The sequence below is a fragment of the Burkholderia sp. WP9 genome, assembly GCF_900104795.1.
Lineage (GTDB): Bacteria > Pseudomonadota > Gammaproteobacteria > Burkholderiales > Burkholderiaceae > Paraburkholderia.
This window is the reverse complement of sequence record NZ_FNTG01000001.1, coordinates 1,928,179-1,947,494: the sequence shown is the minus strand read 5'-3', so window position 1 is coordinate 1,947,494 and position 19,316 is coordinate 1,928,179. Positions and strand designations below refer to the sequence as shown.

Annotated in this window: 15 protein-coding genes and 1 pseudogene; 11 read left to right on the top strand and 5 right to left on the bottom strand. The window is 62.7% G+C overall.

Annotated features, from left to right (window positions below; all coding sequences use genetic code 11):
* Positions 1 to 171 precede the first annotated feature (171 nt).
* The 3 genes from BLW71_RS08720 (at position 172) to BLW71_RS08710 (ending at position 4,474) form a co-directional block, all read left to right on the top strand.
* On the top strand, positions 172 to 1,143 hold the full coding sequence (locus BLW71_RS08720) for a LysR family transcriptional regulator (protein WP_091795168.1): 972 nt from the start codon (positions 172 to 174) through the stop codon (positions 1,141 to 1,143).
* 269 nt (positions 1,144 to 1,412) lie between these two features.
* Positions 1,413 to 3,014 (top strand): purine-cytosine permease family protein, encoded by a 1,602-nt coding sequence (locus BLW71_RS08715; RefSeq protein WP_091795165.1) that lies wholly within the window; start codon positions 1,413 to 1,415, stop codon positions 3,012 to 3,014.
* A 68-nt stretch (positions 3,015 to 3,082) separates the two neighbouring features.
* Entirely contained in the window at positions 3,083 to 4,474 is a 1,392-nt protein-coding gene (locus BLW71_RS08710; RefSeq protein ID WP_091795162.1) for an NAD(P)/FAD-dependent oxidoreductase, read from the top strand.
* Positions 4,475 to 4,598: 124 nt separating this feature from the next.
* On the opposite strand, the gene BLW71_RS08705 is transcribed toward BLW71_RS08710, so the two are convergent.
* Positions 4,599 to 4,970: a cupin domain-containing protein gene (locus BLW71_RS08705; RefSeq protein ID WP_091800624.1), complete on the bottom strand. Its 372-nt coding sequence runs from the start codon at positions 4,968 to 4,970 to the stop codon at positions 4,599 to 4,601.
* 212 nt (positions 4,971 to 5,182) lie between these two features.
* Between BLW71_RS08705 and BLW71_RS08700 the strand changes: the two genes are divergently transcribed.
* Positions 5,183 to 6,628: an aldehyde dehydrogenase family protein gene (locus BLW71_RS08700; protein ID WP_091795159.1), complete on the top strand. Its 1,446-nt coding sequence runs from the start codon at positions 5,183 to 5,185 to the stop codon at positions 6,626 to 6,628.
* Between the two features lie 35 nt (positions 6,629 to 6,663).
* Here the strand turns inward: BLW71_RS08700 and BLW71_RS08695 are convergent, their stop codons facing one another.
* The gene (locus tag BLW71_RS08695) at positions 6,664 to 7,614 is read right to left on the bottom strand and encodes a LysR substrate-binding domain-containing protein (RefSeq protein ID WP_091795156.1); all 951 of its coding nucleotides are present in this window, start codon (positions 7,612 to 7,614) and stop codon (positions 6,664 to 6,666) included.
* Positions 7,615 to 7,731: 117 nt separating this feature from the next.
* Here BLW71_RS08695 and BLW71_RS08690 point away from each other — a divergent pair, with 117 nt between their 5' ends.
* Positions 7,732 to 8,904, top strand: a complete 1,173-nt coding sequence (locus tag BLW71_RS08690; RefSeq protein ID WP_091795153.1) for a M20 aminoacylase family protein — start codon at positions 7,732 to 7,734, stop codon at positions 8,902 to 8,904.
* Positions 8,905 to 8,969: 65 nt separating this feature from the next.
* Positions 8,970 to 10,343 (top strand): annotated as a pseudogene (locus tag BLW71_RS08685) (MFS transporter).
* Positions 10,344 to 11,201: 858 nt separating this feature from the next.
* Here BLW71_RS08685 and BLW71_RS08680 read toward each other — a convergent pair.
* Entirely contained in the window at positions 11,202 to 12,455 is a 1,254-nt protein-coding gene (locus BLW71_RS08680; protein ID WP_091795149.1) for an MFS transporter, read from the bottom strand.
* On the bottom strand, positions 12,452 to 13,441 hold the full coding sequence (locus BLW71_RS08675) for a PRC-barrel domain-containing protein (RefSeq protein WP_091795146.1): 990 nt from the start codon (positions 13,439 to 13,441) through the stop codon (positions 12,452 to 12,454). Before BLW71_RS08675 ends, BLW71_RS08680 begins: the two co-directional genes overlap by 4 nt.
* A 463-nt stretch (positions 13,442 to 13,904) precedes the next feature.
* Between BLW71_RS08675 and BLW71_RS08670 the strand changes: the two genes are divergently transcribed.
* From BLW71_RS08670 to BLW71_RS08655, 4 genes are all read left to right on the top strand, one after another.
* The gene (locus tag BLW71_RS08670) at positions 13,905 to 15,287 is read left to right on the top strand and encodes an NCS2 family permease (protein ID WP_091795143.1); all 1,383 of its coding nucleotides are present in this window, start codon (positions 13,905 to 13,907) and stop codon (positions 15,285 to 15,287) included.
* Positions 15,288 to 15,557: 270 nt separating this feature from the next.
* Positions 15,558 to 15,983: an ArsR/SmtB family transcription factor gene (locus tag BLW71_RS08665; RefSeq protein ID WP_091795140.1), complete on the top strand. Its 426-nt coding sequence runs from the start codon at positions 15,558 to 15,560 to the stop codon at positions 15,981 to 15,983.
* Positions 15,980 to 16,318: an SRPBCC family protein gene (locus BLW71_RS08660; RefSeq protein ID WP_286161954.1), complete on the top strand. Its 339-nt coding sequence runs from the start codon at positions 15,980 to 15,982 to the stop codon at positions 16,316 to 16,318. Before BLW71_RS08665 ends, BLW71_RS08660 begins: the two co-directional genes overlap by 4 nt.
* Before the next feature lie 86 nt (positions 16,319 to 16,404).
* Positions 16,405 to 17,142, top strand: a complete 738-nt coding sequence (locus BLW71_RS08655) for a DUF899 domain-containing protein (RefSeq protein ID WP_091795134.1) — start codon at positions 16,405 to 16,407, stop codon at positions 17,140 to 17,142.
* Positions 17,143 to 17,195: 53 nt separating this feature from the next.
* Here BLW71_RS08655 and BLW71_RS08650 read toward each other — a convergent pair whose 3' ends face one another.
* Entirely contained in the window at positions 17,196 to 18,041 is an 846-nt protein-coding gene (locus BLW71_RS08650) for a helix-turn-helix transcriptional regulator (protein WP_091795131.1), read from the bottom strand.
* Positions 18,042 to 18,379: 338 nt separating this feature from the next.
* On the opposite strand from BLW71_RS08650, the gene BLW71_RS08645 reads away from it, so the two are divergent.
* On the top strand, positions 18,380 to 19,216 hold the full coding sequence (locus BLW71_RS08645; RefSeq protein WP_091795129.1) for a carbon-nitrogen hydrolase family protein: 837 nt from the start codon (positions 18,380 to 18,382) through the stop codon (positions 19,214 to 19,216).
* The last annotated feature ends 100 nt before the right edge of the window (positions 19,217 to 19,316 follow it).

Genomic DNA, 19,316 nt, shown 5'->3' with positions numbered 1-19,316 from the left:
ATCGATTCCGACCATGATCGCTTTCCTCCGAACGTTATTCCTGCCGGGCCGGTGATGGCGCTGCGTGGAGCGCGATACCGAAGATTTCCGGTTGATCTGTGAGGCCAGTATAAAATCGGCGGAAACCGCAGCACAATTTAATGTTTATGAAGAACATATAGGTTTTCACTTATGTTAAAAGCCGCCACGTTTCGTCAGTTGAAGGCCTTGCATACGGTTGCGAAGCTCGGCAGCGTGTCGCGCGCGGCCGAGGAATTGCGGCTCACGCAGCCGGCCGTTTCGCTCCAGGTGCGTTTGCTGGAAGAGGCCGCGGGCGCGCCGCTCTTGCAGCGCGTGGGACGTGGCGTGCAGTTGACCGCGGCCGGCGAGATTCTCGCCCGCTATGCGCTGGAAATCCTCGACCTGTGGAACGGCGCGGCGGACGATCTGGCCGCGTTGCACGGCGAGCAGGGCGGCACGCTGCGCATCGGCGCGATCACCACGGCCGAGTATCTGATCCCGCCGTTTCTCGTGCGTTTTACCGAAGCGCGTCCGCAAGTGAAAGTGCAGTTCAAGGTCGGCAATCGCGCCGACATCATCCGCATGCTGGCTACGCATGAGATCGATCTCGCGGTGATGGGCAGTGCGCCGCGCGAATTGCGCACGGCGGCGACCGCGTTCGCGAGGCATCCAATGGCATTCGTCGCCTCGCCCGCGCACGCGTTGATGAAGAAAAAACGTTTGTCGCTCGACGACCTGCAAAGCGCGAATCTTTTCGTGCGGGAGCGAGGTTCGGGCACGCGCTCGACCGTCGAGAATCTGTTTCGCCTCGCCGGGCACAAGCTGCACATCGGCTCCGAGTTGTCGAGCAACGAGGCGATCAAGCAACTGGTGGAGGCTGGCCTGGGTATCGCGTTCCTGTCGCTGCACGCCTGTTCGCTGGAGTTTCAGGCGGGCCTGCTCGCGTTGCTGCCGCTGCCCGCCAATCCGATCGAACGCGACTGGTACGTGATGCATATGTCGGACAAACGCTTGCCGCACGTCGCCGGTCTGTTCCGCGATTTTTTGATCGAGCACGGCATGTCCGGCGCGGTGCCGGTGCCGCTGCCAACCGTCGCCGCGGCAAAAAAGCGCCGCCAGGCGCGTCAGGCGGGCGGCGCGTAACACGCATCGATTCTCGCTATTTGCTTCGACGTTTGCGCCGGCCGTGCTGCGTAGCGAGTCGCGAGGCGACCTTCCAGCGTGCCCGTAGAGCCTTATGGGAAAAGGCTTTTCCGTTACATCGCCGGCGATCGAAGTAAAGGTTGGGTGGACGATATTTTTGCCCGTGGCGATTGTCTTTACAGTGGCGTCCAGACATCTGAGAAAAGTGGACGCCGCACCCTTGTGGCGAGCCATTGTGATTGACCTGGCCGTTACAGGAGTCGGAGACAATGAGCAGCAACAGCATCACTCAAGTCGAAACATTTGGTTTCGAACGCATTCCGGATCGCTCGCGATATGCGCGGCCGATCGATCTGTTCGGCTTGCTGTTCGGCGGCTGCAATACCTTTTCCACCTCGGTGCTCGGCAGCTTTCCAGTGCTGCTCGGCCTGTCGTTCAAGGCGGGCGTCTATTCCATCTTGATCGGCGTATTGATCGGTTCGTGCATCCTCGCGCCAATGAGCCTGTTCGGTCCGCGTAACGGCACCAGTGACCCGGTTTCCTCCGGCGCGCATTTCGGCATTCATGGGCGGATCGTCGGCTCGTTTCTCGCGTTGCTGACCTCGGTCGCGTTCTTCTCGCTGGCGGTGTGGAGTTCGGGCGATGCGCTGGTGGGCGGCGCGAATCATCTGCTCGGCCTGCCGGTCAACGGGATGACGTTGAGCTTCGCTTACGGTCTTTTCGCGGTGCTGGTGCTGACGGTGTGCATCTACGGTTTCCGCTTCATGCTGTGGGTCAACAAGATTGCGGTGTGGGCCGCGAGCCTGCTGTTCGTGGTCGGTATCGCCGCGTTCGCCGGTCCGTTCGACAGTGCGTATGCCGGCAAGGTCGCGCTCGGTTCGGCGGGTTTCTGGCCGGCGTTCGTGAGCGCCGTGCTGGTCGCGATGAGCAATCCCGTGTCGTTCGCCTCGACGCTCGGCGACTGGGCCCGCTATATTCCGCGGGACACGCCGAAAAAGAACACGATTCTCGCCGTGATGCTCGCGCAACTCGCCACCTTCGTGCCGTTCTTCTTCGGCCTCGCCACGGCGACGATCATCGCCGGCAAGGCGCCGGATTTCATCGCGTCGAATAACTACGTGGGCGGGTTGCTGGCGATCTCGCCGAACTGGTTCTTTCTGCCGGTGTGCCTGATTGCGATCATCGGCGGCATGTCGACGGGCACGACGGCGCTGTACGGCACCGGGCTCGACATGTCGAGCATGTTTCCGACATTCCTGAACCGTGTGCGCGCCACGTTGCTGATCGGCAGTCTCGCAATCGGCTTCATTTTTCTCGGCCGCTTCGCGTTCAATCTGGTGGAAAGCGTGTCGACGTTCTCGGTGCTGATCAACGTCTGCAGTTCCCCGTGGATGATGATCATGATCATCGGTTTCGTGACCCGGCGCGGCTTCTACCTGTCCGACGATTTACAGGTGTTCAATCGCGGCGGTCGTGGCGGCCACTACTGGTTCACGCACGGCTGGAACTGGCGCGCGATGGGCGCGTGGATTCCGAGCGCGGTGATCGGCCTGTGCTTCGTCAATCTGCCGGATCAGTTCGTGGGCCCGCTCGGGCAGCTCGCCGGCGGCCTCGACATCAGCATGCCGGTTTCGCTGACGCTGGCCTGCACGCTCTACCTCACGTTGCTGCAGTGTTTCCCGGAGCCGGACGGCGTGTACGGTCCGCAAGGCCGACGCTGGTTGCGTGCGGGTTCGCAGCGCAATATGAACGTGCATCCGGTGGTCCCGGCGAGCCGGCTCAAAGCAGCCGCGCAAGGGCAGGCGAAAGCGCAGCGCGCCACGCGTGCGGAACGTGAAGAAGCGGTGCTGGACACGCAGGACGCAGGTTGAAGCGCGCGCCGATGCGTGCAGAATCGTGCGGTACGAGTAATGGTTTTCAAATCAGGCAGGCAAACAGCATGAGCGAGTCATTAAAGCGCGCGTTTGAAGGGGTAAAGCTATTTCCGTTCTGGCTGGACAATCCGCGCGCGCCGGCTGTCGAACGGGAACTGATCGGTCCGACTTGCGCGGATCTGGTCGTGGTGGGCGGCGGCTTTACCGGTTTATGGGCCGCGATTCAGGCGAAAGAAGCCGACCCGTCGCTCGACGTCGTGCTGATCGAGGCGGGCAAGGTGGCTTACGGCGCTTCGGGCCGTCCGGGCGGCATTATCTCGACTTCGGTGATGCACGGTCTGCCGAATGCGACACGGGTCTTTCCGCAAGACCTCGACGTGCTCGAAAAGCTGGGGCAGGACAATCTCGACGGCTTCAAGGCGTCGTTGACGCGCTACGGCATTGAAGCGGATGTCGAATGGAACGGCGAGATGACCGTCGCGGTCGACCCGGGCCACCTGGGTCACCTGAAGGGCGACTACGAACTGCACGTCGCGCATGGACATGACGTGGTGTTGCTCGACAGTAAAGGCGCGCGCGAGCAGCTCGATTCGCCGCTCTTCGCGGGTGCGATGTGGTCACGCAACCGCAGCGGCACGATTTATCCGGCCAAGCTCGCGTGGGGGCTGAAGGGCGCGGCGCTGAAACTCGGCGTGCGCCTGCATGAACATTCGCCGCTCACGCGCCTCGAAGACCGCGGCGCGACGATGATCGTGCACACGCAGGCGGGCCGCATCGAAACGCCGCGCGTGCTGCTCGGCACCGGCACCGCGGACGTCGGCGTGACGGACATCAAGCGCCGGGTGATGCAGGTGCGCGATCACATCATCGCGACCGCGCCGTTGAGCGAAGAACAGATGGCGCGCATCGGCTGGAAGAATCGCCAGGGCATTTACGACACGCGCACGCAGCTCAATTATTTCCGGCTCACCCAAGACAATCGCATCATCTTTGGCGGCCGGGTGAGCTATCACTTCGGCGGCGACCCGAATCCCGCAGCCGATCGCGACGAAAGCACCTATTACAAACTCGCCGAAGCGTTCTACCGCACCTTCCCGCAACTCGACGACGTGCGTTTCACGCATGCATGGGGCGGCCCGATCGACTACTGCTCGCGCGGAGCCGTGTTCGCGCGCCGCTATCACGGCGGCAAGAGCGTGTTCGTCGCTGGTTATACGGGCTTCGGCGTGGCGGGCAGCCGCTTCGGCGCGAAGATGGGGCTCGACATGCTATGGCATCGCGATACGGTGATCACGTCGCTCGACATCTCGCGCAAGGGGCCGTCGTATATACCGCCGGAACCCGTGCGCTGGATCGCCGCGAAGATCACTTTCAATGCGTTCGACGGCGCGGACGATCGCGGCGGCTGGCGGCGTTTGTGGATCAATTCGATCAAGGCGCTGGGTTTTCCGATGTAGCCCATGGCGTCCGCGCAGTGGTGGCGGACGCGTTTTTTTGTGTTGCCGCCGAAATAAAAAAACCGCACCTTAACGGGTGCGGTTGCAGGTGAAGCAACGAAGCAATGCAGCGATGCAGTGTGAATCAACCGCAGTACACGATGCTGTACTTCTTGGTCGCCACCGGCATGTGCCACGTGCCCGAGAAGCCTTTGTGCAGGATGAAGGCGTCGCCGGCTGCATAGCGTTCGCTGCGGCCGTCGTCGCTGGTGATCACGACTTCGCCTTCGATCAGCACGCAGACTTCGTGGATCGGCAGGTCGGCCAGCTTCAGCGTGCCCGCATCGCATTGCCACACGCCGGCGGACAACATGTTGGTGGCGTCGGAGTAAGCATTGAGGGCGTGCGGTGCCCTGGCGCCTTCCAGAATGACGTCGGCCGGATCGTGCAGGGCCGGGTTCAGGCCGGATGCGCCTGGGCCTTTAGCGTCGATGCGGGTGAAAGTGTTGGTGCTCATGTGTCTCTCCTGGTGGATTGGATCGATGTCGCTATCGTTGAGTCGATGCGAAAAATGGATTCGAAGCCGGAGTCTGAGCCAAAGCTGCGTAGCGATGAATTTCGATTTGAAGACATTCAGATTGAGCGGCGTCGATGTAAAGCGGGTGACGCCGCCGCGGGTGCGATTGGCCCCCTGTCTGACCTGAAACATTCACGTAAAGGACAAGCCTCATGCAACACGCCAAGCAGTTCTATATCGACGGTCAATGGGTCGAACCGCTCGGGTCGATCGAGCAGGCCAACGCGGCCACGCTCGACGTTATCGATCCGTCCACCGCCACCGCGTTCGCGCAGATCTCACTCGGCAGCGCGGCGGATGTCGATCGCGCCGTCGCGGCCGCGAAGCGCGCGTTTCCCGCCTATAGCGAAACGACGATCGCGGAGCGCATCGATCTGCTGCAAGCGATCCTCGACGTCTATCGCAAGCGCTACGACGACATGGTGCATGCGATCAGCCGCGAGATGGGCGCGCCGCTCCAGTACGCGAACGACGCGCAGGCGTGGACCGGCGTCGCGCATCTGGAAACGATGATCCGCACGCTCGACACGTTCGAGTTCGAGTCTCTGAAAAACGGCATTCTGATCCGCAAGGAAGCCGTGGGTGTGTGCGGGCTGATCACGCCGTGGAACTGGCCGGCTTTGCAGATCACCACCAAGGTTGCGCCCGCGCTCGCGGCAGGCTGCACGATGGTGCTCAAGCCGTCGGAACTGGCGCCGCTGTCGGGGATCATCTTCGCCGAGATCCTTGACGAAGCGGGCGTGCCGTCCGGCGTGTTCAACCTCGTGAACGGCGAGGGCCGCACTGTGGGCGAAGCGATGTCGTCGCATCCTGACATCGACATGATGTCGTTCACCGGTTCGACGCGCGCGGGCGTGCTGGTCGCGAAGGCCGCGGCGGATACGGTCAAGCGCGTGCATCAGGAGCTGGGCGGCAAATCGGCCAACCTGATTCTCGAAGACGCCGATCTGAAAGAAGCCGTCATGCGTGGCACGCGTGCCTGTTTCGACAACAGCGGCCAATCGTGCGATGCGCCCACGCGCATGTTCGTGCCGCGTGCGCATGAAGCCGAAGCGCTGGCCTATGCGAAAGAGGCCGCCGAAGCGCTGCGCGTCGGTCCTGCCAATGCGGCGGATACGGATCTCGGGCCGGTGATCAGCGAGCAGCAGTTCGACAAGATCCAGCGGCTGATCGGCGTGGGCATGGAAGAGGGCGCCACGCTGGTGGCCGGCGGCTTGGGCCGTCCGGAAGGATTGAAGGACGGCTACTTCGTGCGGCCGACGGTATTCGGCAAGGTCACGCCGGAGATGACGATCGCGCGTGAGGAAATTTTCGGACCCGTCCTGTCGATCCTCGCATACGACTCCGAAGATGAAGCCATCGCGATGGCCAACGACAGCCTCTACGGTCTCGCCGGCTACGTGCAATCCGGCTCGCTCGAGCACGCCCGCGCGGTGGCGAAGCGCCTGCGCACCGGCACGATCTATCTGAACTACGCGGACTACAATCCCGACGCGCCGTTCGGCGGCTTCAAGCAATCGGGCAATGGCCGCGAGTACGGCGAGTTCGGTCTGGAAGACTTCCTGGAGATCAAGGGCGTGGTCGGTTACGGCGCTTGAGTGTGCGCAGCGGCATGCTCCCACGCATGCCGCGACTAAAGCAGCAATTCGATCGAATGAAACAACCGGCGCTGCTCGGCATCTTGCGAGCGCGCGCCTTCGTCGATGACTTCACGCAGGCATTCGAGAAAGCACGCGGCCGCCGGACTCGTCGGCGCGCCGCGGCGTGACGTGATGCTGACGATGGTTTCGTCCACCGTCTCTCGCAGCGGCAGCGCCCACAACTGCTCCTTCGCGAGCGTCACTTCAACGAGCGGCCACGGAAAAATGCTGAGCATGTCCGTGTGCGCGAGCAAACCCAGCACGACCGCCAGCGAGTGCGCCAGATGAATGGTGTGCGGCACCTGCATGCCGCGCTTGCGGAACACATTGTCCGAGATCGACTCGCGGCTTGCCGGGTCCCAGTTCAATACCCACTCCGCGTCTTCCAGTTCGAGCAGCGTGCGGCAACCGGCTTTCGGATGATCGCGCCGCGCGACCACGGCCGAATGCGTGGAGAACAGCGGCACATTGTGAAACTCCGATTGCGGCGACGCGGGCGGCGGCCGACCAATCGAAAAATCGAGGCTGCCATCGCGCAGACGCGGCTGCACGACCGCGAGCAAGCCTTCGAAGAATTCCAGTTGCACTTCCGGCATGCGCTGGCGGAACCGCTGCACGGTAGGCGGCAGAAACGTCAGCGCGACCCACGGCGTGACGCCGATCGACAGCTTGCCCGCGGCGGCGCCGCGTAGCGCTTCGATCTCGGCTTGCGCCCGCTGCAATTGCCCGAGCACCACGCGCGCATGCACGACCAGCGCGCGGCCGAACTCGGTAAACGCGACGCCGCTTGCGCTGCGCACCACCAGCGGCGCCTGTAGATCGGCTTCCAGTTCACGCATGGCCTTGGTCACGGCGGCGGGCGACAGGTCGAGCGAACGGGCGGCGGCCCGGATACTTCCAGTATCGGCAATCGCCGCTAATGTGCTGAGTTGATGCAGTTTCATCTGACAATGAGCGAATAGGGTGGCAACCAGCGGTTGCTGCCGCAACGATTCTACGCCTGCCGCTGGTAAATCGGCGTCGTTATGCTGGGTTCACGCTTTCATTGATGGAGACACGACGTGAACACCATGGCCATTCCGGCGGGCATCGCCGAACTCGAAGACGAAATGATCGCGCTGCGCCGCCGCATTCACGCGCAGCCCGAACTGGCTTACGAAGAGTTCGCCACCGGCGACCTGGTCGCCGAACGCTTGCAGGACTGGGGCTATACCGTGCATCGCGGGCTGGGTCAAACGGGTGTTGTCGGGCAACTGAAAGTTGGCGCCGGCACGCGCAAACTGGGTCTGCGCGCCGACATGGATGCGCTGCCGATTCACGAGACCACCGGCCTGCCGTACGCGAGCAAGGTGCCCGGCAAGATGCACGCATGCGGCCATGACGGTCACACGGCCATGCTGCTCGCGGCGGCCAAACATCTGGCTCAGGAAAAGTGCTTCGACGGTACGTTGAATCTGATTTTCCAGCCCGCTGAAGAAGGCCTCGCCGGCGCGAAAAAAATGCTCGAAGACGGCCTGTTCGACAAATTTCCGTGCGACGCCGTGTTTGCGATGCACAACATGCCGGGTTTCCCGACGGGCAAGTTCGGCTTCCTGCCCGGGTCTTTCATGGCTTCGTCGGATACGGTGATCATCAAGGTGACCGGGCGCGGCGGTCATGGCGCGGTGCCGCATAAGGCGGTCGATCCGGTGGTGGTGTGCGCGCAAATCGTGCTCGCGTTGCAGTCCATCGTCTCGCGCAACATCGCGCCGCTCGATATGGCGATCATTACCGTCGGCGCGATTCACGCGGGCGAAGCGCCGAACGTGATTCCGGAGACGGCCGAGATGCGTCTTTCGGTGCGCGCGTTGAAACCCGAGGTACGTGATTACTTGCAGGAGCGCATCACGGCGGTGGCGTGCGGCCAGGCGGCCGTGTTCGGCGCGCAGGCGCATGTGGACTATCAGCGCCGCTATCCGGTTCTCGTCAACGACGTGGCAATGACCGGTCTTGCGCGGCAAGTCGCGCTCGACTGGCTCGGCGAAGGCGGCCTGATCGCCGATATGCAGCCGCTCACCGGCAGCGAAGACTTCGCGTTCCTGCTGGAGCGTTGCGCCGGCAGCTACCTCATCATCGGCAATGGTGACGGCGAGGGCGGCTGCATGGTCCACAACCCCGGCTACGACTTCAACGACGATTGCCTTGCCACCGGCGCGGCTTACTGGGTGAGACTCGCGCAGGCGTTTCTGGTCTGACGCAGCAGCGTTTGCATGGGCGGGTCAAGCCGCGCATCTGCAGGAAGCACATCACGGAGACACAGATGGACTATTCCGCCACACCGCAACCCGCGGGCACCGAAGCGTTGAGCATGCAGAGTGCGACGGCAGCGCAACCGGCGAGGCGCGCGAGCCACGCTAAAGCGATTGCCGCGATTACGCTCGGCAACGGCCTCGAGTTTTTCGACTTCACGATCTACAGCTTCTTTGCGACGATCATCGGCAAGCTGTATTTCCCGGTGGAAGGGCAGCTTGCGCAACTGATGCTTGCGGTCGGCACGTTTGGCGTGGGTTTCATCATGCGGCCGGTGGGCGGCATCGTGCTCGGGGCGTATGCCGATCGCGCGGGCCGCAAGGCCGCGATGAGCCTCACCCTGTGGCTGATGACGCTCGGTTCCGCGATCATCGCGTTCGCGCCGACTTATGCGGCGATTGGTGTCGCCGCGCCGCTGCTGGTGATTCTCGCGCGGCTGATTCAGGGCTTTGCGCTGGGTGGTGAGATTGGTGCGTCGACGTCGCTGCTGCTTGAATACGGTAGCAATAAAACGCGTGGCTTCTACGGTAGTTGGCAGTTCGTGAGCCAGGGCTTGAACACCGTGTGCGGATCGCTGCTGGGTGTCGCGTTGGCGGCGGCGCTTTCGACCGCGGCGCTGGAGAGCTGGGGCTGGCGCGTGCCGTTCGTGATCGGCATGGCGATGGGGCCGATCGGCATCTATATCCGGCGGCATCTGGATGAGACGCTGCCGGGTATCGAAGACGGCTCGGCGCCGCAGTCAGGCGGGAGTGCGGCGGCTTTACAGCCCGCCTCGCAGCCGGTGCGCAAGCTGTTTCGCGAGCATTCCGGCGTGATTACGACGGGCGTTCTGACGACGATCGGCGGTACGGCGGCGAACTATATCGTGCTGTTTTATCTGTCCACGTACGCGATCCGGATTCTGCATTTGCCGATGTCGTCGGCGCTCTGGGCCGCGTAGACTGCTGCGGTAGTGACGGTGATCTGTTCGCCTTTTGCAGGGGCGTTGTCGGATCGTGTTGGGCGTAAGCGCGTGCTGTGGGTTTCTCGTGTGTTGCTGATCGTGGCTGTTTATCCGGCGTTCATGATTATCAATGCTTCGCCTACGGTGCCGGTTTTGTTGTCGGTGGTGGCGGTGCTGGGTGTGCTGGTTGCTTTTACCGCAGTGCCTAATATCGTCATGTTGCCGGAAATGTTTCCGCGTGAGATTCGTGCTACCGGGATGTCGATTGTTTATTGTCTCGGGGTTTCTATTTTTGGTGGGTTTGCGCAGTTTTTTGCTACCTGGTTGATTCAGGTTTCCGGGAGTAATCTCGCGCCGGCTTGGTATCTGATTGGGTGTGGGGTGGTTTCCTTGTTGCCGTTGCCGTTTATGCGGGAGACTGCTGGGCGGGATATTGGGTAGTGTTTTTTTTGGTTTTGCGGGGCTTTGGGCTTCTGGTTTGTTGGCCTTTCTTGCTTTCTTAGTGGTCTATTGGCGTTGCCCCTGTGCGGGGCGGCACCTCCTTTCTTTGCCGCGGCAAAGAAAGGAGGCAAAGAAAGCCGCTTTACACCGCCAGCCCATAAGCGGGTTCCTCGCACAGCCACGGTAGTGGTGCATCTGGAATCCGTGTCCTCGCACATTCGGCGCTTGTGACACAGCCGTCATTCTTCCGGCGACGCTGCGCGCGCCGTCGCGGTCATTCGTGCCTATACCGATGCAGGCGCCATCGGTTGAACGCCCGGGATCAGCCAGCGAAGCAGCCAGAATCTCGTCAGTTTTCCTTGCGAGCGTCGTCAATCCAGATCCTCTTGCCAAGCTGGCGACTGCCGCGGAGACGGCAGCCACCATGGCGAATCCGATTAGGAAAGAAGCGATGAATTCTATTCGCGCTCAGTTTTCCTAACTATCGTGGCCGCCGAAAGAGATCAAAAAATCGCGGCCGCGCATCGCAGACCGATCCCTGAACTACAAACGTTTTGCCGAACTACCGCGACGGCGCGCGCAGCGCCGCCGGAAGAATGATGGCCTTGTCACAAACGCGGAGTGTGCGAGGGCACGGATTCCAGATGCACCACTACCGTGGCTGCGCGGGGGACCCGCTTATGAGCTGGCGGTTCAAAGCGGCTTTCTTTGCCTCCTTTCTTTGCCGCGGCAAAGAAAGGAGGTGCCGCCCCGCACAGGGGCAACGCCGATAGACCACTAACAAAGCAAGGAAAGGCCAACACCCCAAAAAACCACAACAAAAAAACAAACCGCCGCCAGGCAAAAAAAGCACCCCCATCACCGAGCCGCCGACTTCTCCCCATCCGCCACCGGCGCCTCCCCGTCAGCAGCCGCCTCGCGAGTCTCCGGCATGGCCGCCCACACGAGCAAAACAGCCAACGCCCCAGCCGCGGCGAGACCAAAAAAGCTCACGGCATTCCCAAAATGATCCGCCACGAACCCAGCCGCAGTGGTACTCAACGTAGCCCCAATCCCGGCAGCCAACCCGAACAATCCGATACACAGGTTATAGCGTCCCTTATCGCCGGCCACATCGGCGGCAATCAGCGGCAACATCACCCCAAACACGGCGGCGCTCAAACCGTCGAGCATCTGCACCGGCACGAGCAAATAAGGGCTGCTGATTCCGGCAAACAGCAACGCCCGTATCGGCAGCGCTGAAAACCCGAGCAGCAGAATCGGCCGGCGTCCCCAACGTTCGGCCGAGCGCCCGACCCACGGTGACATGATCGCCACGATCGCCTGCGGCACGATGATGCACGCCGCAATCACGAGTTGCACGTTGTCGCCCATGCCGGCCGTCACTTCGCCGGCGGCAAGATTGAGCATCGCCGCATTCGACAAATGGAACAGCACGATGCACGCCGCGAACAGCAGCATCCGCTTGTCGCGCAGCAATTCGCGCAGACTCTCGCGCCGTTCGATCTGCTGCGGCGTCGGCGCGGCCTTCGGTAATTCGACGGTGTCGGTGCGCTGGATCATCGTCAGCGCGAAGAGGGCGGGCACGGCGAGCGCGGCGGTCAGCCAGAACACCGCGCGCGGCGAGTAGTACTCGCCGAACAGGCCCATCAGTCCGGCCGCGACCGCGCTGCCGATCGACGCCCAGCGCGCATTGCGCCCCAGCCGGTCGCCGAGATTCGCCCGTCCCACCAGCGCGAACGAAATCGCGGCGAGCGCCGGCGTCAGCATGCAACTCGCGAAGCCGTGAAACACCTCGGCGGCGATCACCGGCAGCACCGTCGGACTGACAGCCAGCAGCACCGCGCTCAGGATGATCGCGAAAATCGCCCAGGCGGCCGCGCCTTTCTTGTTGCGCAACGCATCGACGGCGGCGCCGCCAGGCACCTGGCTCACCATCGCGCTGATCGTGCCTACAGACAGCGCCATGCCGATCTCGCCCTGCGTCCACTTATGCGAGGCGAGGTAGGACGCGATGAACGGTCCAAACCCTGTTTGCACGTTGGCGACGAAAAAATTCAGCCAATCGAGCGCGCGCAAGCTGCGCGCTGTTACCAGTGTGCGGCCTGTCATCGGGCCGCCCGTGCGTTGGAAACCGCCGTAGTCGTGGCCGCGGCCGCAGGCGCCGCAACGGCGGCGGGCGCGGAAGCCGGAGCAGGGGCAGGCGCTGGCGCGGGAGGCGGCGCCGGCGACACCGCGCGGATCGGTTTGTCGCTCGCATAAGGCGGCGTTGCGTTGATCTGCGCATCGCTCAACTCGAGTAGCGGATGCAGCTCCTTGTCTTTGGTGACGAAGCGCAGCGCCGACCAACTGGCGGCAATCGTGCGCCGTTCGGTGCTGACCATGCCGTTGACGTCGAGCACGACCGCCTGCGGCTGTGCGTTGGCGTCGATCAGCACGTCGATCACGCGGCCGACCTTGGCGCCGTTCGAGCGCTCGACGGTGGCGTCGATCAGCGGCAATTGCAAAACGGCAGCGGCTTTGGCCGCATTCGCCGGAATCGCGGCGGCGTTGAGCGTGATGGGCGCGGTTTTCGCAGTCGGCGTGAAGCGGAACGCGCCCCACGGGAAGTTCACCTTGCGGTCGCCGACCCCCAGGAAACCCTGCAGATTCACGACCATTTCGCGCGGCTTGCCGCCGGCGTCCGCGATCAGATCGACCGCGCGGCCGACCACTTTGCCGTCGGGCTTCTGCACTTCGCTGTCGAGCAGCGCGCGCGCCTCGTTGCGCTCGATGGTGCGCAGCACGATCAGCGGCGCGGGCGGGGGAGGCGGTGGCGCAGGCGTGACAACCGGCGGCGGAGGCTCGACCTTGTGCGGCTTGACGACCGGTTTCTTCGGCTTCCTCGGCTGCTCGGGTTCGGCCGCTTCGGTCTCGACCGGTTCGGGCGCGGAGGCGGCCACTGGCGCGCTTGCGGGTTCGACCGGCATCACCGTGGCGTCCACGATCGGCGCCTGCTGCGGACCCCACAGCAAGCTGCTGCAACCGGACAGCGCGAATAGCGCGAACACAGCAAGAAGCAAGAGACGCCAGGCAGGACGCGAAAAACCGCCGCTCATCAAGAAGGACTCCATGGGCCGGTGCGAACGGCCCGTGGGCCGCCGCAGTTAAGACAGGTACGGGCCAGAGTGTAACCCGCGACGTTGGGCGGCTCCGGTTTTGCAGGCAGTCTGACAGGTTGCCCCAAGCATGGTTCATGCCGCACCGGGCCGATTGTTCGCACGGTCGCATGGCCGCGGTCCATTGAGACGCGTCGAACCTCTCAAAACCCTTTCATATCTTTGTGACAGACCGTAGGTGTAAACGCGCGGGCTATGAAGCGGGTTTGCCGTCCCCTGAACGATATAAGCGTCGCGACATGTCGGGCATGCCAATCATGCGATGGGAGACATATTTGTGTTGCCCTACATTTCGAGACAGCAAAAAAAGATCACATCCCACATTAAATCAACGCAACGAGACGAACCTGATGGCGGCCGTATCGACGGCCGTTTCAGCACGCTGATAAAGGAGGCACTCATCATGATGGAACCCCACGCCCAACCGATTTCTGAAGTCGGCACCGAATCATTCGACGGAAAGGGCTTTCTCGACCGCTATTTCGAAATCTCTTCACGCGGCAGTTCGCAGCGTCAGGAAATCGTCGCGGGTATCACGACCTTCCTCGCGATGGTCTATTCCGTGTTCGTCGTGCCGGGCATGTTCGGCAAAGCGGGCTTCGACACGAGTGCGGTGTTCGTCGCCGTGTGTCTGACCACGGCCTTCGGCTCGCTGCTGATGGGCGTGTGGGCGCGTCTGCCGATCGCGATCGGCTGCGCGATTTCGCTGACGGCGTTCACCGCGTTCGGCCTCGTGCTCGGCAAGGGGCTGCAGCCGAACGTCGCGCTCGGCGCGGTGTTCCTGATGGGCGTCGTATTCACCGCGATCTCGGTGACGGGCGTGCGTTCATGGATTCTGCGCAATCTGCCCACAGGCATCGCGCACGGCACGGGGATCGGCATCGGCCTGTTCCTGCTTCTGATCGCCGCCAACGACGTGGGTCTCGTCGTGAAGAATCCCGGCGCGGGTCTGCCGGTGTCGCTCGGCAATATCACGGCGCTGCCGGCGCTGATGTCGGTGGCGGGACTCGCGGCCATCTTCGGTCTGGTGCGCCGCCGCGTACCGGGCTCGATCCTGATCGTGATCGTGGCGATTTCGGCGATCGCGCTCGCCATCGATCCGGCCGTGTCGTTCCACGGCGTGTTCGCCGTGCCGTCGCTGAGCGCGCCGGGTCACGCTTCGCTGATCGGCGCGATGGACATCAAGGGCGCGTTGTCGATGGCAGTGCTGCCGAGCGTGCTGGCTCTCGTGATGACCGCGGTGTTCGACGCGACGGGTACGATCCGCGCCGTCGCGGGACAAGCCGGGCAACTCGATGAAAACGGCCGCATCATCAACGGTGGCCGCGCGCTGACGGCCGATTCGCTGAGCTCGATTTTCTCGGGCCTGCTCGGCGGCGCGCCGGCGGCGGCGTATATCGAATCGACGGTGGGCGTGGCCGCCGGCGCGAAGACCGGCATGGCGGCCGCGGTGGTCGGTCTGCTGTTCCTCGTGGTGATGTTCTTCTCGCCGCTCGCCGGCCTCGTGCCTTCGTATGCGACGGCCCCCGCGCTGATGTACGTCGGCCTGCTGATGCTCTCGAACGTCAGCAAGCTGCATATGGACGACATGGTCGACTCCATGTCGGGCCTGATGTGCGCGGTGTTCATCGTGCTGACCGCCAACATCGTGACAGGCATCATGCTCGGCTTCGCGACGCTCGTGATCGGCCGTGTGGTCAGCGGCGAGTACCGCAAGCTGAACGTGGGCACGGTTGCCATCGCTATCGTGCTGGTCGGCTTCTATCTCGGCGGTTGGGCGATCTGACCGTGGCAGGCAGTGAGCGGGGCGTTGCTTGACGCCGCGCTTCAAGCGATTGAATTTGTGCTGGAAAGCGAGAGCAACGTGGCGCGATACCGGCCGCATTACTCGAGCCTGTAGTCGGTTGTTCTCCACCTTGACGCGGCGTGCGGCAGGCTTCATCTGCGGTGCGCCGCGTATCTTTTTTATCGTACTCCCCACGCCGCTTGCGGTGCGCTTTTGCGAAAACGCGTACCTGTCCTTGACATTCGTCGCTTCGTTTCTATAGTTAACCTCATGGTTAAGTTTGATGAAGCGTTATTGAATCGCACCTTTGCCGCGCTGTCCGATCCGACTCGGCGGGCGCTGCTCGCGCGTCTGTCGTCGAAAGATCTGTCGGTCAGCGAACTCGCCGAGCCGTTTGCGATCTCCTTGCCCGCGGTGATGAAACACCTCGACGTGCTGTCCGAGGCGGGTCTCATCACGCGCAGCAAAACCGGCCGCACGGTCGCGTGCCGCCTGTGCGCCGGGCCGATGGAGGAAGCCATGGAGTGGCTTGGCCGCTATCAGCGCTTCTGGTCCGAATCACTCGATCGTCTGGCCGCTTTCGTCGAAGAGGAGCAAAGCCCATGTCCGCCCAGCCCAGCCTCACCCTCCAGCGGCGTCTCAACGCCGCGCCCCCCAAAGTCTTCCGCGCGTGGACGGAACCGGCGCAATTCATGACGTGGATGCATCCGGGCGGCGCGGACGTCGTGCGCGCGGAACTGGATGTGCGCGTCGACGGGCGTTACGCGATCGTGTATCGCAAGCCGGACGGCAACGAAGTCGAGGTCAACGGTCAGTATCTGGAGGTGGTGCCCGACCGCAAGCTGGTCTTCTCGTGGATATGGCGCTATAGCCCGGAGCATGAATCGCAGGTCACGTTGCTGCTGGAACCGGACGGTGACGGCACGTGGCTCACGCTCACACATGAACGTCTTGCCGACGAAGCTCAGCGCGAAGATCATCGCCGCGGCTGGACAGACGGGATCGATTCGCTCGAACGCTACGTGGCCTGAGTGGTTTGCATGTCCCCAAAGTCCCCACGGGGAATTCCTTCGGGGTGTGCTGTTTGACCTGCACGATGCAGGCAAAGGAGACGCAGATGGAACCGCAACACCGTATTGGCTCGCAGGAGGAATGGCTGGCTGCCAGCCGGGCATTGCTGGCCGAAGAAAAAGCGCACATGCGCGCCGGCGACGAACTTGCTCGCAAACGCCGCGCGCTGCCGTGGGTCAGGATCGACAAGACCTATACCTTCGATACGCCGCAAGGCCGCAAGACGCTGACCGATCTGTTCGACGGGCGCAGCCAGTTGATCGTCTATCACTTCATGCTGGGCCCGGATTGGGAGGAGGGCTGCGTCGGCTGCTCGTTCCTGTCGGATCACATGACAGGGATCGTCACGCATCTCGAACATCACGATGTGTCTTACGTGACGGTGTCGCGTGCGCCGCTCGCGAAGATCGAGAGCTTCAGGAAACGCATGGGCTGGACCTTCGCCTGGGTGTCCTCGAACGGCAGTGATTTCAATTTCGATTATCACGTGTCGTTCACGCCGGAAGAGTTGGCGAGCAAGAAAGCGTTCTACAACTTCACCGAGGACGATGTCGGCATCGACGAACAACACGGCCACAGTGTCTTCTACAAGGACGAGAACGGCGACGTGTATCACACGTATTCCTGCTATGGGCGCGGTGACGAACGCTTCATCAATACCTATGCGCATCTCGACGTCACGCCGAAGGGTCGCAATGAAGACAGCAATCTGACCGACTGGGTCAGGCATCACGACCGCTATGAAGAAAAGGCGCAAGGCGGCTGCGCTGCGTGCGGTTCCTGATAGAGCGCGGAGAATGCAGCGCTAGCGCAACCTTGCGAGAAAGGAGCGGGGCGTTATACGCCCTGGCGCCCCGCTTCATAGAACAGCGCGAACAGTTCCGACTGTGAATTGACGTTCAGTTTCGTATAGATGTGTTTCTTGTGCGCGCGCACGGTCTCGAACGAGATCGCCAGTTTCTCCGCGATGGCGCGCGTCGAAAATCCGCTCAAGGTCAGCATCGCCACTTCTACTTCGCGCGCGGTGAGTGAGGCGCGACCGCCCGCCGACGCGACCTGCTCGAAGCGCGCCGCGTAGGCGGGGGCGTCGGTGGCGGCGAGCGATTCCGTGAACGTCTCGGCGACTGCTTCGTTGGAGGCTGGCTGCGCAGCGTCGAATGCCTCGTAGGGCAAGCGTTGCCGCAGCAGCGCGATCACCCACGGCGCGCACAGCGCGAGCACGGCCAGATCGCGCTCGGCATAACGATGCGTCGCGCCGAGCGAAAAGGCTAGCGTGTGTTGCGCGTCGATCATGTAGTTGAAGTGCACCTCGTCGCCGACGATATTTTTTCTGAAGTACCGCTGGTAGTAATCGGTCATCGAGAAGTTGTCCGGTGCGACATCGGCCAGCGTGACGAAGCCCGATGCGGGTTTCTCGGTGGCGGCGATATAAAACGGATCGAGTTGATAGAGCGCGGCCAGATAGTCCTGGAACATCGTGTCGACGGTGCCGTCCGGCATCGGCGATTCGGCGCACACGAGCGGCGCCGCGCCCGCTGTGAAGCGCAATGCGACCCAATTGTCGAAGGCGACATAACGTTCGAGCGCGCGCGTGAGGCGAGTCCAGAATTGCGTGCTATCGAGGGCTTCGATAACCGCGCCGATCTCGCGATGAAAGGCCAGATCGCGCCATTCGAGTTCCATGCGTGCTCCGATGAGGGTAACCCAGCAGGGTAATTACGGACAAAAATATGTCTGGTAATAATAGGCCCAACCTGATCGCGGGATGGTCGAGAACGGCTGTCGTTCAACGCGAAGGTAATCGGGATGGATAGCAATATTGCATGGGACCCGAGTAAGAGCTGTGCATGGGACCAGAGTAAGCGCTAAAGCGCCAACTCTGGTCGACAGCTAAAGCGCTAACTCGGGTCGACCGCTTTGCATGGGACCAGAGTAAGTGCTAAAGCACTAACTCTGGTCGACCGCTGTGCATGGGACCAGAGTAAGCGCTAAAGCGCTAACTCTGGTCGACAGGAGACAGAATGCTTCAACTCGAACTGGCGCAAATTCCCGTCGTGGATGGCGCGGTAGGTGTCGGCGGCGCGAATGTACAACGCGTGCTGCAAATCATCGGCCAACGTTCGGCAGAAACCGATCTGATCGTGTTTCCCGAAACCACGCTGTCGGGCTTTCCGACGCGGCATAACGTTGCCGAAGTGGCAGAACCGATCGACGGCCCCTCGTTGAGCGCCGTGCGCGACGCGGCGCGCGAAGCGCGCGTGGCGGTTGCGGTGGGCCTCGCCGAGCGCGACGGCAGCCGCTTTTTCAACACCACCGTGTTGATCGACGAACGCGGCGAGATCGCGCTGCGTTATCGCAAGACCCACCTGTGGGCGTCGGACGTCGGCGTGTTCGAACCGGGCGACCGTTTCGAAGTGTGCAGCTTCAAAGGCATGACGGTCGGTCTGCTGATCTGCTACGACATTGAATTTCCCGAAACGGCACGCGCGGTTGCGTCGCTGGGCGCCGATCTGCTGGTCGTGACCAACGGCAACATGGACCCGTTCGGGCCGGTGCACCGCCGGGCGATCGTGGCGCGCGCCATGGAAAACCAGATGTTCGCCGCGCTAGTCAATCGCATCGGTTCCGGCGACGACAACCTCACGTTTCCCGGCGAGTCAGCATTGATCGATCCATTCGGCGACGTGGTGTGCGACGCGGGCCAGCGGGAAACCGTGCTGCGCGCAACGCTCGAGCGCGCGCGCCTCGAAGGCGCTCGCGAACATTATCGTTATCTGCACGACGCGCGCATTGCGCTCGATCTCGCCACCGAAGACGGCGCGCACGGCCAACGTGCGCGCGTGATTCGCGCGCGCTGAAGCGAACGTTCAGGCCGACGCGCGACCGGGCCGGCATGCCGCCTGAACGGCGGTGCGGACCTGCCCGGCGCATCAGGCAAAGACCATCGGCGCGAATCGC